This window comes from Gallibacterium genomosp. 3 (genome assembly GCF_001678475.1).
Taxonomy (GTDB): Bacteria; Pseudomonadota; Gammaproteobacteria; order Enterobacterales; family Pasteurellaceae; genus Gallibacterium; species Gallibacterium faecale.
Genome location: NZ_JTJR01000044.1, coordinates 34,485 through 51,597, shown reverse-complemented (window position 1 = coordinate 51,597; position 17,113 = coordinate 34,485). Strand labels below are relative to the sequence as shown.

At 37.9% G+C, this 17,113-nt stretch carries 10 protein-coding genes and 3 tRNA genes; 2 read left to right on the top strand and 11 right to left on the bottom strand.

Annotated features, from left to right (window positions below; genetic code table 11):
• Nucleotides 1–95 precede the first annotated feature (95 nt).
• The 4 genes from QV06_RS09965 to wecA form a co-directional block, all read right to left on the bottom strand.
• Nucleotides 96–172, bottom strand: a tRNA-Pro gene (locus tag QV06_RS09965).
• A 9-nt stretch (nt 173–181) separates the two neighbouring features.
• Nucleotides 182–257: transfer RNA gene (locus QV06_RS09960), tRNA-His, on the bottom strand.
• Nucleotides 258–305: 48 nt separating this feature from the next.
• Nucleotides 306–382 (bottom strand) — tRNA-Arg (locus tag QV06_RS09955).
• Nucleotides 383–583: 201 nt separating this feature from the next.
• Nucleotides 584–1,660, bottom strand: coding sequence for a UDP-N-acetylglucosamine--undecaprenyl-phosphate N-acetylglucosaminephosphotransferase (gene wecA, locus QV06_RS09950; protein ID WP_065234499.1), 1,077 nt, complete (start codon nt 1,658–1,660; stop codon nt 584–586).
• A 163-nt stretch (nt 1,661–1,823) separates the two neighbouring features.
• On the opposite strand from wecA, the gene hemL reads away from it, so the two are divergent.
• Nucleotides 1,824–3,110, top strand: coding sequence for a glutamate-1-semialdehyde 2,1-aminomutase (gene hemL / locus QV06_RS09945; protein ID WP_065238001.1), 1,287 nt, complete (start codon nt 1,824–1,826; stop codon nt 3,108–3,110).
• 183 nt (nt 3,111–3,293) lie between these two features.
• The gene (locus tag QV06_RS09940; protein WP_065238000.1) at nt 3,294–4,682 is read left to right on the top strand and encodes a DegQ family serine endoprotease; all 1,389 of its coding nucleotides are present in this window, start codon (nt 3,294–3,296) and stop codon (nt 4,680–4,682) included.
• A 33-nt stretch (nt 4,683–4,715) separates the two neighbouring features.
• On the opposite strand, the gene QV06_RS09935 is transcribed toward QV06_RS09940, so the two are convergent.
• From QV06_RS09935 to pntA, 7 genes are all read right to left on the bottom strand, one after another.
• Entirely contained in the window at nt 4,716–6,131 is a 1,416-nt protein-coding gene (locus QV06_RS09935; protein ID WP_065237999.1) for a PLP-dependent aminotransferase family protein, read from the bottom strand.
• Between the two features lie 103 nt (nt 6,132–6,234).
• Complete coding sequence (locus QV06_RS09930) at nt 6,235–7,662, bottom strand: FAD-dependent oxidoreductase (RefSeq protein ID WP_065237998.1); 1,428 nt, start codon at nt 7,660–7,662, stop codon at nt 6,235–6,237.
• Between the two features lie 63 nt (nt 7,663–7,725).
• Nucleotides 7,726–12,192, bottom strand: coding sequence for a glutamate synthase large subunit (gltB, locus tag QV06_RS09925; RefSeq protein ID WP_065237997.1), 4,467 nt, complete (start codon nt 12,190–12,192; stop codon nt 7,726–7,728).
• A gap of 316 nt (nt 12,193–12,508) precedes the next feature.
• Nucleotides 12,509–13,048 (bottom strand): hypothetical protein, encoded by a 540-nt coding sequence (locus tag QV06_RS09920; RefSeq protein ID WP_065237996.1) that lies wholly within the window; start codon nt 13,046–13,048, stop codon nt 12,509–12,511.
• A gap of 132 nt (nt 13,049–13,180) precedes the next feature.
• On the bottom strand, nt 13,181–14,008 hold the full coding sequence (gene dapD / locus QV06_RS09915; RefSeq protein ID WP_065237995.1) for a 2,3,4,5-tetrahydropyridine-2,6-dicarboxylate N-succinyltransferase: 828 nt from the start codon (nt 14,006–14,008) through the stop codon (nt 13,181–13,183).
• A 152-nt stretch (nt 14,009–14,160) separates the two neighbouring features.
• Complete coding sequence (gene pntB / locus QV06_RS09910) at nt 14,161–15,534, bottom strand: Re/Si-specific NAD(P)(+) transhydrogenase subunit beta (protein WP_065234507.1); 1,374 nt, start codon at nt 15,532–15,534, stop codon at nt 14,161–14,163.
• A 10-nt stretch (nt 15,535–15,544) separates the two neighbouring features.
• Nucleotides 15,545–17,077 (bottom strand): Re/Si-specific NAD(P)(+) transhydrogenase subunit alpha, encoded by a 1,533-nt coding sequence (pntA, locus tag QV06_RS09905; RefSeq protein ID WP_065237994.1) that lies wholly within the window; start codon nt 17,075–17,077, stop codon nt 15,545–15,547.
• Nucleotides 17,078–17,113 lie beyond the last annotated feature (36 nt).

Below are 17,113 nucleotides of genomic sequence, written 5' to 3'. Positions count from 1 at the left end.
TCAATCTTTAAAACTTTTTTCACGTCTTAAATCATTAATCTATCAACGAATGCCCACACAGATTGTCTGATTTGGTTGTTAAAGAACAAAAAAAATGGTCGGCGAGATAGGATTTGAACCTACGACCCACTGGTCCCAAACCAGTTGCGCTACCAAACTGCGCTACTCGCCGTTAGAATAATGGGGTGGCTAATGAGACTCGAACTCACGACAACCGGAATCACAATCCGGGGCTCTACCAACTGAGCTATAGCCACCATTAAAATTTTGTTTGATATTGCGTTACCTTAGCAAATCTACCGAGCTGGCGCGCTCGACAGGATTCGAACCTGAGACCTTTGGCTCCGGAGGCCAACGCTCTATCCAACTGAGCTACGAGCGCTCATCGCGTCGTTGCGGGGCGTATATTAATGACTTTCATTTTGGCTGTCTAGTTTTTTTTTCATATTTTTTTTGTTTGTCGATAATTTGTGCTTTATTAATATTTTTTAGTCGTTTTTCTACTAATTAATGTTCAATTATGAACTTTACTGGTGCAATTCTTAAATTAATACAGCATAAATTTATCCTTATTCAGCCATTTTTATTTGATGATTACACCTTTCGCTTTACGCCAACGGCGTTGAATACGACGAATAAAGCGGGTTACACGCCATGCTCTCGTAATTGAATAGCCATATAAGAAAATTAGCGCAATAAACCCAAAAAACATTAGCCATTCATTTACATAATAAATTTCGCCTAATATTCCAAATCCAGCACAGATAGCTGCCATCAAAGTAATTGCTAAAAATGCTTGTCTTGAAGTTAAACCTGCTCTGACCATTAAATGATGTACGTGTAAGCGATCTGGTCTGAAAGGACTTTTCTTTTTCTTTAAGCGACGAATCACCACACAAATCATATCAATCAGTGGAATTGCAATTAACCATAATGCAGTAATCGGTTTAATTGGGTGTCCCTGACCTTGAGTACTTAGTAGTAAAATCCAGATCATGGTAAAACCGATCAATGTACTTCCAGAATCCCCCATAAAGACTTTATTCTTCACCCCAAAGATTGAGAGATTAAACAAAATATAAGGAATAAGGCAAAGAATTAATGCAAAGCACCATGCTCCCAAATCAACTTGTCCATCCAACATTAATAGGATACCAATCGCGGCAAAGGATACACTTGATAATCCACCTAGCAACCCATCAATACCATCAATCATATTAAATGCATTAACAATAGCAATTGTTGCAAACACTGTAATCACAACACCCGCAGTACCTAATGTTACTTGGAATGGACCAATAATTTCACCAAGATTATTGAGCGAGAGATCACCAATATAAATCATAGATAACGCTAATGCCGCCTGCACAATCGCGCGTAAGAATGGACTAAGGTCAAAGCGATCATCTAATACACCGATTATCAATAAAATTGTCACACAGGTTAGATAAAGATAAGGCAATCGCATATCATGCCATTCAAGGAAGTAATAACACGCATTACTAATAAAAAGTGCAATCCCACCAATTAATGGAATTAATCCTTGATGACGTTTACGATAATTTGGTTTATCTACAAGACCAATTTTGACTGCAACTGGACGCATTAAAATTAATGCAAGAAATGAGCTTAAAAACGTTAATAGAAAACTCAACCACATATAAAAAACACCCCTTAAATACGTGTCGTGACATTGATATATTGGGCTGGAATGGTTGCAGAGAATAGCATAAAGTAATTTCTAATACATTTGTTTTTTTTCATTATTTCTTGATTTCAAGTACAATACTGAGCACTTTTAACAATCATGAGAAAAATAAATTATGACATCTTCAACTACATTATTTGCACAAGCACAAAAAGTCATTCCTGGTGGTGTTAATTCACCCGTAAGAGCTTTTAATGGTGTAGGCAGTACACCTGTTTTTATTCATAAAGCTCAAGGTGCTTATCTCTATGATGAAGAGGGAAAACAATATATTGACTATGTAGGATCTTGGGGACCAATGGTACTAGGTCACAATCATCCCACTATTTTAAATGCTGTTATTGAAACTGCACAAAATGGATTAAGTTTCGGTGCCCCAACTGAACTAGAAATTAAACTTGCTGAGTTAGTCTGTAAACTTGTTCCTTCCATTGAGATGGTCAGAATGGTTAATTCTGGTACAGAAGCAACTATGTCTGCAATTCGTCTTGCCCGCGGTTATACAAAAAGAGATAAAATCATTAAATTTGAAGGGTGCTATCATGGACATGCTGATTCTTTATTAGTGAAAGCCGGGTCTGGTGCATTAACATTAGGCCAACCTAGCTCACCTGGTGTGCCTGCTGATTTTGCTAAACATACCCTAACCTGCACTTATAACGATCTTCATTCTGTTGAAGAAACCTTTAAACGCTATCCAGATGAGATCGCTTGTATTATTGTTGAACCCGTTGCTGGAAATATGAACTGTGTACCGCCAAAACCAGGCTTTTTACAAGGGCTTCGCCAATTATGTGATCAATATAATGCATTACTCATTATTGATGAGGTTATGACAGGATTCCGTGTTGCACTAGCTGGTGCACAATCTTATTATGGTGTACAGCCTGATCTTACTTGCTTAGGTAAAATTATTGGTGGTGGTATGCCTGTTGGTGCATTTGGTGGTAAAAAAGAGATTATGCAATACATTGCCCCTACTGGTCCAGTCTATCAAGCGGGTACTTTATCCGGCAACCCAATTGCTATGGCAGCAGGTATTGCTTGCCTCACAGAGCTAGCTAAACCAGGAAATGAAGCTTTATTAGCAGCAAAAACAAAAACATTAGCTGAAGGCTTAAAAGCACTTGCTGAAAAACACCATATTCCATTTGTTTTGAATTATGTTGGTGGTATGTTTGGAATTTTCTTCACCGAGAGTAAGACGGTCGAAAGCTATGCTGATGTGATGAATTGCAACATTGAGCGTTTTAAAACTTTCTTCCATCATATGTTATCACAAGGTGTCTATCTTGCTCCATCAGCCTTTGAAGCTGGTTTTATGTCACTAGCTCATACTGATGAAGATATTCAAAATACCCTCAAAGCTGCGGATATTGCTTTCCAAGCATTAAAAGCTTAATCACTCTTTATCAAGATACGGCATACTTAATAGTATGCCGTTTTCTTTACCTCAAATGAGGTAATTTGCTTATTTTTTGGCTAAACACACCTTATTTTGGGAACATTCTTTCTTACTTTGTTGTCTTAATCGTCGCAAAAATTATTTCGTAAGAAATTACTTTTATTCATTAGGGATATTTATATGACAAAGAAAAAATTTGTATTAACAAGTATTGCTCTGGGATTAAGTGTACTTTGTGCTTCATTACCTAGCCAAGCTAATGTCCCAGTACCTCTTTTAGAAAATACCGCTAATGCTACGCCAAGCTTAGCACCTGTTATTCAACAAGTATTGCCTGCCGTAGTCACTATTTCTGTAGAAGGCACCAGCGAAGATTCAGCATCCAACAATCCTTTTGCTGATTTACCACCAGAATTTCAATTTTTCTTCGGTGATCAATTCGGCGGACGTACACCTCGCCAATTTAAAGGTTTAGGTTCGGGTGTCATTATTAATGCTGATAAAGGCTATGTTTTGACTAATAATCATGTTGTAGATGGTGCAGATAAGATTACCGTAACCTTAAATGATGGCAGAGAATATAAAGCAAAACTATTAGGTAATGACGCTATGTCAGATGTTGCTTTATTAAAATTAGAAAATGCCAAAGATTTAACTCAAATCAAGATGGCCGACTCAGATAAAGTACAAGTTGGTGATTTTGTAATGGCAGTTGGTAATCCTTTTGGTTTAGGCCAAACTGTGACTTCAGGAATTATTTCTGCTTTAGGTCGTTCTGCTGATGATGGTACAGATAGTTACCAAAATTATATTCAGACCGACGCTGCGGTAAACCGTGGTAATTCTGGCGGTCCATTATTAAATCTCAAAGGTGAGTTAGTCGGTATTAATACGGCAATTATCGCCCCAAGTGGTGGTAACGTTGGTATTGCATTTGCTATCCCGAGCAATATGGCAAATAGTTTAGCACAGCAAATTATCGAGTTCGGTCAAGTAAAACGTGGTGTATTAGGTATTAAAGGTGGTGAACTCAATGCTGATCTTGCTCAAGCCTTTGATGTCAAAGCACAAAAAGGTGCTTTTGTTAGCGAAGTATTACCTGATTCTGCGGCTGCAAAAGCTGGCTTAAAAGCAGGCGATATTATTACTGGTTTAAATGGCCAAACGATTAATAGCTTCTCTGAATTACGTGCCAAAATTGCAACCACAGGTGCAGGAAAAGAAATGGAAATCACCTATTTGCGTGATGGAAAATCAAATACTGTAAAAGTGAAACTGCAAGCTGATAACGAAACTACAGCAAGTGGTAATACTGTAATCCCTGGATTAGATGGTGCAGACTTAAAAAATTACAATGAAAAAGATCTAAAAGGTGTTGTCATCGCTGAAGTTAAGCAAAACTCTAAAGCAGAACAGCTTGGCTTGAAGAAAGGTGATGTCATCGTTGGTATTAACCGTCATAAGATTAATAATCTTGGTGAATTACGTAAAATCCTAGATAGCAAACCATCTGCGGTAGCGTTAAATATCGTTCGTGGCACCAATAACTTCTACCTATTCATTCGTTAATATTCTCCTTAACAAACCAAGCCTATTCAGTTCCTACTGAGTAGGCTTTTTTATTTGCCAGCATTGACATAATGCTTCGATTCCTTCCAGCAATTCCTTTTCCGTGAAATTACCAAACCCTAAAACAAATAAACGACGTTGATAAAAATGAATTGGATACACTTTTATTTGCTGCTGTGTTGCTAACTCAGTAAGTTCTCCAATACTCCTAGATTCATCAAGCAATTCTATTAATAGATAAAATCCTGAACTTTCACCAAAAAAGCGTATTTTCCCAGCATACTGTTTTAAATATTGGCACAACACATCCATTTTACGTCGATAATGTTTTCGCATCCGATTAATATGTTTCTCAAACTGCCCTTGAGCCATAAAATCAGCCAAAACATTTTGATCCAGACGAGATACAGATGGATTAAAAAAATTAATGGCTTGTCGATAACTATGCAATAAAGACTCGGGTAACACCATAAAAGAGATACGAATAGACGGCATCATTAGTTTAGAAAATGACCCTAGATAAATAACTTTATCGTGTTGATCTAAGCTTTTTAATGCAGGAATAGGTTTACCTTGATAGCGAAACTCACTATCGTAATCATCTTCAATTAAATATCTCCCCGCTTTCTGGCTTGCCCAAGATAATAATTGTTGCCGCTCATTAACACTTAATACACTTGCAAATGGATATTGATGTGAAGGTGTAATATACAATAGATCAATATCTTGTTCAGATAAGACCGTTAGATCTACTTTTAACGTTTGATTATCAATAGGCAATTTCAAAACCTGATGAGCATAGCTGTGCCATAGTTTTTCTACTACTGGATAGCCAAATTCCTCCATCGCATATTGTGCTTGTTGATTCGGATAACGGTGTTGCCATAACAACATTAATTGAATAAGACAGAGTTCTACACCTGCATTAATCACGATCTGTTCCGCTGAACATTCCACACCTCGAGCAGAACGCAAATATTCTGCTATTTGTTGTCGCAAATTAAGTTCGCCTTGTTTATCGCCTAAACTTAATAAATAAGCATATTGTCGAGTAAAAAAGTGTTTCTGAATTTTTTTCCATTTATCAAATGGGAATTGCCGTTCATCAATAACATTCGGATTAAAGTCATAACGCCAATTCATTTGCTGCTCACGAATTGGTTGATGATTTATTTGGTTAATCGATACATTGATGGGTAATAATTGTGTTGTCACGAAATATCCCACTCGAGGCTTTGATTCTATGTAACCTTCTGCCAATAATTGGGAATAACAATTTTCTACTGTATTTTGACTAATTTTTAAATATTCACATAATTGTCTTTTAGATGGCAGGACTTCTCCTTGTACCAGTTTCCCTTGATGAATGGCATCTTTAATTTGTTGATAAAGTTGTAAATAAAGAGGTTGAGCTGATGATTTATCAAGTTTATATGCTAAATATTTCATTGAGTTATAAGAATGATTTCTCTAGAAACGTAACGAATAAGAAATAAAAAGAGTTGGCATCGACTAAGAAACCAACTCTTCAGATTGTTTATTAAATCATAATTTAAACATTTAAGTAATCTAAGATACTCTTCGCCGCATCTCGCCCTTCTGCAATGGCAGTCACCACTAAATCAGATCCTCTGGTCACATCACCACCCGCAAAAACTTTAGGGTTTGCAGTTTGTTGCTTAAAGTTACCTTTTACTTCAATACGGCCGCGGTTATCTGTTGTTACACCAATATCTGCTAAGAATGGCATAGCATGTGGTGCAAACCCGAATGCGACAATAATTGCATCACAAGGAATAACTCGTTCGCTACCCTCTACAATTTCTGCCCTACGGCGACCATTTTGATCTGGCTCACCCATCGTTGTTTCAACCACTTTAATTCCAGTTACGTGACCTTGTTCTGTTACTACTGCGATAGGCTCTGCCTCAATGGCAACAGGTTGAGCATTAAATTGGAATTTCACCCCTTCTTCTTTCGCATTAACAAACTCTTTTCTACTACCTGGCATATTGGCTTGATCGCGGCGATACACACAAGTCACTTCTGCGGCTTGTTGGCGTACTGAGGTACGAACACAGTCCATAGCTGTATCACCACCACCAAGTACAACAACGCGTTTTCCAGCCATCGACACATAATTTGCTGGATTTTGTCCTAGTAATTGTTGAGTATTTGCAATTAAGAATGGTAACGCTGAATGTACTCCTTCCGCATCTTCATTTGGAATATCCGCTTTCATCCCTTGATAAGTTCCTACCCCAAGGAATACCGCATCATATTGCTCCACTAATTCTGATAATTGAACATCTTCACTAATCGTTACGCCTAATTTAAACTCAATGCCCATTTCAGTAAAAATTTCACGACGGCGACTCATTACATCTTTTTCTAACTTAAATGCTGGGATACCGTAAGTAAGTAATCCTCCGATTTCTGCTTGACGTTCATAAACTGTTACTGCAACACCATTGCGGATTAAAAATTCTGCACAACCTAATCCTGCTGGACCAGCTCCAATCACGGCAACGCGTTTTCCTGAATGAGGGACATCTTTAACTTTTGGACGCCATCCCATTTCAAAAGCGGTTTCAGTAATATACTTTTCAATATTACCAATCGTCACTGCCCCAAACTCCGCATTTAATGTACAAGATCCTTCACATAAACGATCTTGCGGACAAACTCGACCACAAACCTCTGGTAAAGTATTTGTTTCATGGGCTAATTCTGCTGCCTCAATAATTCTTCCTTCATAAGTTAACTTTAACCAATCTGGAATATTATTGTGTAATGGACAACGGTGCTGACAATAAGGATTGCCACACGCTAAACAACGATCAGCTTGTGCTTTTGCTTGGGTTTCATCAAAAATTTGGTAAATTTCAATAAATTTAGTTTTCCGTTGCTCAAGTGATTTTTTCTGAGGATCAATTCTCGGCAAATCTATAAATTGATATATATTTCCTTGCTGGCTCATGTTCGTTTTCCTTTTATTTATCTTAATATTCGCCTTAACCATTAAGATTAAGGCGATGGAAAATTATTGGGTTACCACACCTAGTTCATTTACGGTACGACGTTGATGTCCTAGTAACGCATTTAGATCATTTGCTTTTGGCTTCACTAACACAAATTTATCTGCGTAATCAGCCCAATTATGCAAAATACGTTCTGCTAAAGGACTATGAGTTTCCTCATAATGACGTGTTAATAAACCACGTAAATGTTCTTGGTGGGTTGGTAAATCGGTAATTGTTAACCCTTCTACTAACTCTGGATTAATTCGACTACGGAATTTTCCATCAGTATCAAGAACATAAGCAAATCCCCCCGTCATACCAGCACCAAAGTTAATGCCAGTTTTACCGAGTACACAAACCACGCCGCCAGTCATATATTCACAACCGTTATCACCAATACCTTCAACAACCGCGGTTGCACCTGAGTTACGTACTGCAAAACGCTCACCAACTCTACCTGATGCAAAAAGATTTCCTCCCGTTGCACCATAAAGGCAAGTATTACCTGCAATCGTTGAAAATTCTGGTTGGAAACTTACCCCAGTATGTGGACGAATCACAATTTTACCGCCAGCCATACCTTTACCCACATAGTCATTTGCATCACCTGTAAGATATAGGCTAACACCACCGGCTAACCAAACACCAAAACTTTGTCCCACAGTACCATTTAAGCGAATATCTACTTTCTTACGTGCATGACCATTATTGCCATATTTATTGGCGATCATTCCTGAAAGTGTTGCCCCCACAGAACGATCGGTATTATTCACATCAAAGGTTAAGTCAAGGTGTTGCTCATCATTGTAATCAAACGCATCGCCAACTTCTTTCAAAATCGCTTTATTCAATAAACCTTGATCCATTGGCGGATTGCTTTGGGTGCAATATCTTGCACTACCCGCCGGCACTTGTGGTGCATAAAGTAATTTTGTTAGATCTAAACCACGTTGTTTTGCAGTTTGTCCTTCAATCACACTCAACAAATCGGTACGTCCAATTAAATCTGTTAATTTTTCTACACCCAATTTTGCTAACCACTCACGCACATCTTGAGCAATAAATTTAAAGTAATTCATCGCTTTTTCTGGTAAGCCGTGATAATGCTCATTTCTGAGTTTTTCATCTTGTGTTGCAATACCAGTCGCACAGTTATTAAGGTGACAAATTCTTAAGTAACGACAACCTAATGCAATCATTGGTCCTGTACCGAAACCAAAGCTTTCTGCACCTAAAATAGCCGCTTTAATCACATCTAAGCCAGTTTTTAATCCACCATCGACTTGTAAACGCACTTTATGACGAAGATTATTTTCAACTAAAGCTTGTTGTGCTTCTGCTAACCCTAATTCCCATGGAGAACCAGCATATTTCACACTGGATAATGGGCTAGCACCTGTACCACCATCATAACCAGCAATTGTAATTAAATCTGCATACGCTTTTGCAACACCTGTTGCGATAGTTCCCACTCCCGGTAAAGAAACTAATTTCACAGAAATTAACGCTTTTGGATTGATCTGTTTCAAATCAAAAATTAATTGAGCCAAATCTTCGATCGAATAAATATCATGATGTGGCGGCGGAGAAATCAAGGTTGAACCTGGCACTGCATAACGTAATTGAGCAATATATGGCGTTACTTTATCACCTGGTAATTGACCACCCTCACCCGGTTTTGCCCCTTGTGCCACTTTAATTTGGATCACATCAGCACTCATTAAATAAGCTGGTGTTACCCCAAAACGACCTGATGCAACTTGTTTAATTCGAGAAACACGTTCTGTACCATAACGACGTGGATCTTCCCCACCCTCACCAGAGTTTGAGTATCCTCCCAAACGATTCATCGCTGTGGCTAACGCTTCGTGAGCTTCTGGACTTAATGCGCCGATACTCATTGCTGCCGTATCAAAACGTTTATAAAGATTTTCTGCTGGCTCAACTTTATCCAATGTAATCGCTTTACTTTCATCAATGTTTAATTTCAACATATCACGAATAGTCGCAATTGGACGGTTATTCACAGTATCCGCATATTTTTGATAAATCTGATAATCACCACTATTTACCGCTTGTTGTAAATAATTCACAACATCTGGGTTATAAGCATGATATTCACCATCTGGCTTATATTTTAACAAACCACCGGTTGGTAACGCTTGACTTGCTCGCCATGCCTGACGTTGTAAATCCTGCATATCTTGATCTAAATCGGCAAATGATGCCCCTTCAATACGGCAAGTAATACGTTTAAAACAAAGTTCTACAATTTCACGGTTAAATCCAACTGCCTCAAATAAATGAGCACAACGATAAGAGGAAATTGTTGAAATCCCCATCTTAGAAATAATTTTGTATAACCCTTTATCAATACCTTTACGGAAATTTAGTAATACGGTGCGTAATGGTTTAGTAATTGCACCACTTGCCACCATTTCACTTAAACTTTCATAAGCAAGATATGGGTAAACTGCGGTTGCACCTAATCCCAACAATACCGCAAAGTGGTGCGGATTACGTGCTGAACCTGTTTCTACAATAATATTGGAATCACAACGTAAGTTTTTCTCGACTAATCGTTGTTGTACTGCCCCGACTGATAACGCAGCAGGAATTGGTACACGTTTTGCTGAAATTTGACGATCAGATAATACAACTAATACTGCACCTTGACGTGCTGCCTCTTCTGCTTGCTTCGCTAAATTTTCAATCGCTTGTTTTAATCCCATTTCTTCTGGGTTGTAAGTCGCATCAAGAATTTGATGTTTATAGTATTCTTGCGGTAACGCGAGTAATTGCTGCATATCTGAATAAAGCAAGACTGGGGATTTAAAATTAACCCGATGTGACATCCCTTCAGTTTCAAAGAACACACTCATTTCTTGCCCAATACTGGTATTTAAACTCATTACATGCGCTTCACGTAATGGGTCAATTGGTGGGTTTGTCACTTGAGCAAAGTATTGGCGGAAATAATCATAAATCACACGTGGACGAGTAGATAATACAGCAAATGGCGTATCATCCCCCATTGAGCCAACAGCTTCTTGACCATTTTCACCTAATACACGAATTAAACTTTCTAACTCTTCTTTATCGTATGCAAATTGTTTTTGGTAAGTTAATAATTGTTGCGCATCAAACTCAGCTTGCCCAATCTTATCATCAGGAATATTTTCAAACGGAATTAAACGATGAACATTACGATTTAACCATTCACGATATGGGTGACGTTCTTTTAATTCTTTATCAATTTCTTGTGAGTGAATTAATTTTCCTTGTTCTGTATCAATGACTAACAATTCCCCTGGTCCAATACGCCCTTTTTCAATCACTTCATCAGGTGCATAATCCCAGATCCCCACTTCACTGGCAATCGTAATTAATTTATCTTGAGTAATTACATAACGCGCTGGACGTAAACCATTACGGTCTAAGTTACACGCTACATGACGGCCATCACTTAATACGATACCTGCTGGCCCATCCCATGGCTCCATATGCATTGAGTTAAAATCATAGAATGCACGAAGATCATCATCCATATCTGGATTATGTTGCCATGCAGGTGGAATAAGTAAACGCATTGCTCGGAATAAGTCCATTCCACCATTTACAAACAGTTCTAACATATTATCTAATGAACTAGAGTCAGAACCCGTTTCATTAACAAATGGTGCGATTGTTTGTAAGTCTGGAATGAGTGGTGTGTGATATTTATAAGCACGCGCTCTTGCCCATGCACGGTTACCTGAAATTGTATTAATTTCACCGTTATGTGCTAAGTAACGGAATGGCTGCGCTAATTTCCATTTTGGCAATGTATTGGTAGAAAAACGTTGATGGAATAGACAAATTCCACTTTCCATACGTAAATCGGCTAAATCCAAATAGAATTTAGGCAAATCTTTTGGAATACATAATCCTTTATAGATAATAATTTGGCTAGAAAAGCTACAAATATAAAAATCAGGGTGATCAATACGATTTTCGATACGACGACGTGCCATAAATAAGCGACGTTCCATATCTTTAATTCCCCAACCAGCAGGCACATTCACAAATACTTGTTTAATGGCAGGTAAACTTGCTGCAGCGATAGATCCCAATACAGAAGGATTAATTGCTACATCACGCCATGCTGTAATCGTTAGCGTTTCTTTAGTTAACTCTTCCTTAATGATCGCACTATATTGTTCAATTAATTCAGGATCTGTTGGGAAAAAGATTTGTCCAACCCCAAAGTTTTTATTAAGCTTAAATCCTTGCTCTTCTGCAATAAAATGGAAAAAACGTTTTGGCATTTGTAAGTGTAATCCACATCCATCTCCCGTTTTACCATCTGATAATACAGCGCCACGGTGTTGCATTCTTGATAATCCCAAAATGGCTGTACGCACAACTTTATGGCTCTGCTCACCTTCAAGATGTGCAATTAAGCCAAAGCCACAGTTCTCCCGAACCTCATCTTTGTTATAAAGCATAATAGATTCCTTAAATGTTGTGTTTATTGTTTTATTATTTATTAGAAGAATTTGAACATACCAAAAAAGGCAAATATTAGTCAAAGCCTTTTTGATAGATTTTACTATTTTTGTTGTTTTATTAATCCTTATATGATTTTTCTCTTTTTTTCTTATACATCTATCAATAAATCTGCTTATATTTAGATGAGAATAATTCTCAAATTTAATAAAAATATTGTGGTTTCTAAAAAAGAAAACCTCATACTTTTTTGTTGAGTATGAGGTTTCTAGTATCAATTATGAATTAAATCTATTGCAGTATTATTGCAACCAATTATTTAGTTTCGCTTTTTAACTCTTCTGCTTTTTCAGATACTGCTTTTGATGCATCTTCTACTTTACTTGCTGCAGCATCTTTCGCTTCAGTAGCAGCTTGTTTTGCTTGTTCTACTTTTTCAGCTGTTGCCTCTTTTGCTGCTTCAACTTTTTCTGTTGCTGCATCTTTTACTTCAGTAGCAGCTTGTTTTGCTTGTTCTACTTTTTCAGCTGTTGCTTCTTTTGCTGCTTCAACTTTTTCTGCTGCTGCATCTTTTACTTCAGTAGCAGCTTCTTTCGCCTGTTCTACTTTTTCAGCTGTTGCTTCTTTTGCAGCTTCAACTTTCTCTGCTGCTGCTTCTTTCATTTCAGTCGCAGCTTGTTTTGCTTGCTCTACTTTTTCAGCTGTTGCTTCTTTTGCTGCGTCAACTTTCGCTGCTGCAGTATCTTTTACTTCAGCTGCAGCGTTGGTGACAGTTTCTTTGGTTTCTTTATCGAAACATCCCGTCAATGCAAGTGATGCAGTTAAAACTAAAGTAGCTAATAATGTCTTTTTCATTGTGACTCTCCTTATTTTTACAACATAAATTTCAACTAAATTTATTAATAATCATTAAATATAATAATTACAATTAAGCCTATTTCTTTTTTGAGAAATAGGCCTTTCATTAAGACGATGGATCAATAATCACTATTCATCAATCGTTCTTAATAACTCGTTGATCCCAACTTTCCTACGAGTTTTGGCATCAACTTTTTTCACGATAACAGCACAGTATAGACTATGAGATCCGTCTTTACTTGGTAAGCTACCAGAAACCACAACAGATCCTGCTGGTACACGACCATAGTGAATTTCACCTGTTTCACGATCATAAATTTTGGTACTTTGACCAATAAATACGCCCATAGAAATGACTGAACCTTCTTCAACAATGACACCTTCAACAATTTCTGAACGAGCGCCGATAAAACAGTTATCTTCAATAATAGTTGGATTCGCTTGTAATGGTTCTAACACCCCACCAATACCTACGCCACCAGAAAGATGAACATTCTTACCAATTTGTGCACAAGAGCCTACTGTTGCCCAAGTATCTACCATTGTACCTTCATCAACATAAGCACCAATATTCACGTAAGATGGCATCAATACTGTATTTTTTGCAATAAATGCACCTTGACGCACAGCTGCTGGAGGAACAACACGAAAACCTTCTTGTTTAAAACGTGCTTCATCATAATTCGCAAATTTCATTGGTACTTTGTCATAATATTTGGTTTCGCAACTTTCCATAACCTGGTTATCATTGATACGGAAAGAAAGTAATACCGCTTTTTTCAACCATTGATTTACGATCCACTCACCATTTACTTTCTCTGCAACTCGGCGCTTACCGCTATCGAGATCAAGAATAACTTGTTCAATTGCTGCTTTGGTTTCAGCATCAACTGTTGTTGGTGTAATTTCTGCACGTCTTTCAAATGCATCTTCAATAATTTGTTGTAAGTTTGACATGGTCTTCCCTAAATTAAACACTCAAAAAGAACCATAGTTTTATCATATTTTGCTAATAAGAAAAAGTCAGCGCACAAAATAAACGCTGCTTTATCGTGCAATTCTTTAGATTTTCTCAATAAAAAAAGGGCTGCTGTTGCAGCCCTAGATCACTAATTTAATGCTTTTAAGATATTATCAACACTCTCTTTTGCATCCCCAAATAACATTTGGGTATTTTCTTTAAAGAAGAGCGGATTTTGTACACCAGCATATCCTGTATTCATTGAGCGTTTAAACACAACAACATTTTGTGCTTTCCACACTTCTAATACTGGCATACCAGCGATTGGGCTGCTTGGATCATCCTGCGCCGCTGGATTCACTGTATCATTTGCTCCGATAACGAGTACCACATCTGTATCGGCGAAATCATCATTAATTTCATCCATTTCTAATACAATGTCATAAGGTACTTTCGCTTCTGCTAATAATACATTCATATGCCCTGGTAAACGACCCGCCACTGGGTGAATACCAAAACGCACTTGAACACCTTTCTCACGTAATTTTTGAGTGATATCTGCAACTGGATATTGTGCTTGAGCTACTGCCATACCATATCCTGGAGTAATGATTACAGAGCTTGCATTTTTCAACATTTCAGCCACTTCTTCTGCTTTAACTTCACGGTATTCACCTTGTTCTTCATCACTCTTCGCCACGACATCATTACCAAAACCACCAGCAATTACGCTGATAAAGGAACGATTCATCGCACGACACATAATATAAGAAAGAATTGCACCTGAAGAACCTACCAAAGCACCAGTAACAATTAATAAGTCATTACTTAACATGAAACCTGCTGCGGCAGCTGCCCATCCAGAATAAGAGTTCAACATAGAAACCACAACCGGCATATCTGCACCCCCAATAGATGCCACTAAATGCCAGCCAAACACTAAAGCAATAATTGTCATCAATACCAATGGGAACAATGCTGGTGAACCTAAGAAAACTAGCATTAATACAAACGATACAACTAATGCCAATAAATTCAATTTATGGCGATGTGGTAGCATCAACGCTTTTGAGTTGATAATGCCGCGTAATTTACCAAATGCCACAATAGAACCTGTAAAGGTCACCGCACCGATAAATACGCCTAAAAAGACTTCTACATTATGAATATTGGCTAAGGTTGGATCAGTGACTTCATGTGAAAGATAACTATTGAAGCCAACTAACACCGCAGCTAAACCAACAAAGCTATGTAGTAACGCCACTAATTCTGGCATCTCTGTCATTTCTACTTTGAGCGCTTTACGAATACCTAAAATTGCACCAATCACCATTGCAATGATGATCCAAATTTGTCCATGAGTATGCGGACCAAATACGGTAGTAAAGAGAGCGATTGCCATACCAACAATACCGTACCAACAACCCGCTTTAGCAGTTTCATGTTTAGATAAGCCTGCTAAACTCATGATGAATAACACCGCAGCAATAATATAGGCGGCATGAACAAAACTTTCAGACATGATCTACTCCTTAACCTTTTTTGAACATCGCTAACATCCGTTGAGTCACTTTGAAGCCCCCAAAGATGTTAATACTTGCGACTAAAATAGCGATAAATGCTAGAACACTCACAATAAAGTGACCATGTCCTATTTGTAATAATGCACCTACAATAATAATCCCTGAGATCGCATTAGTTACCGCCATTAAAGGCGTATGTAGCGCATGACTAACGTTCCAAACTACGTAATAACCAACTACGCAAGAGAGAACGAATACCGTAAAGTGAGATAAGAATGCTGCTGGAGCAACAGACGCTATACACATATAAAGAACAATCGCTGTAGCAATTAATCCATATTTACGGACTGGATTTACTTTAACTTCTTCTTTTTGTTCTTCTTTTACTGCCGCTTTTGGTTTTTGAGGCTGTGCTGAAACCTTAATAGGTGGGGCTGGCCAAGTAACTTCGCCATCACGAATTACAGTGACACCACGTTGTACAACATCCTCAAAATCAATATTGATCGTACCATCTTTTTCTTTACACAATAATTTGAGTAAATTCACTAAGTTAGTACCATATAATTGTGAAGATTGTGTTGGTAAACGACTTGGTAGATCAGTATAACCAATAATTTTGACTTGATTATCTGTAATCACAACTTCATCAGCTTTAGATAATTCACAGTTACCACCTGTTGCAGCAGCCAAATCAACAATGACGCTACCCGGTTTCATTGAAGCAACCATCTCTTTAGTAATTAAACGCGGTGCTGGTTTACCCGGAATCAATGCTGTTGTGATAATAATATCAACTTCTTTTGCTTGTTCAGCATAAAGTGCTAAAGCGCGACGGTTAAACTCTTCTGACATCACTTTTGCATAACCATCTCCGCTACCGCCTTCCTCTTGATAATTAATCTCTAAGAAAGACGCCCCCATACTTTCAACTTGTTCTTTTACTTCTGGACGAGAGTCAAACGCTCTAACAATTGCCCCTAAGCTATTCGCTGCACCAATTGCTGCTAACCCAGCAACACCAGCACCAATAACTAACACTTTTGCAGGTGGTACTTTACCCGCAGCAGTAATTTGTCCAGTAAAAAAGCTGCCAAATTCATGCGCAGCTTCAACAACGGCACGATAACCAGCAATATTTGCCATTGAACTTAATGCATCTAACGATTGTGCACGAGAAATTCTTGGTACTGCATCCATTGCTAATACATTAATTTTCTTAGCCGAAAGTTTTTGCATCAGTTCTGGGTTTTGTGCTGGCCAAATGAAGCTAATTAGCGTTGCACCTTCTTTAATCTGATTAATTTCTTCATCCGTTGGTGGATTTACTTTTAAAATGACATCTGCTTGCCATACTTGATCAGCTTGCCCAATCTTTGCTCCCGCTTCCGCAAAAGCATGATCTTCAAAACTTGCTCGAAAGCCAGCATTTTGCTCAATAATGACATCAAAACCGAGTTTCTTAATTTGTTGCACGGTTTTTGGCGTTGCCGCCACACGACATTCATTATCGAGCAGTTCTCTAGGTACACCAATTAGCATAATTATTCCTTAAAATCAGCTCGTAATTAAACACAA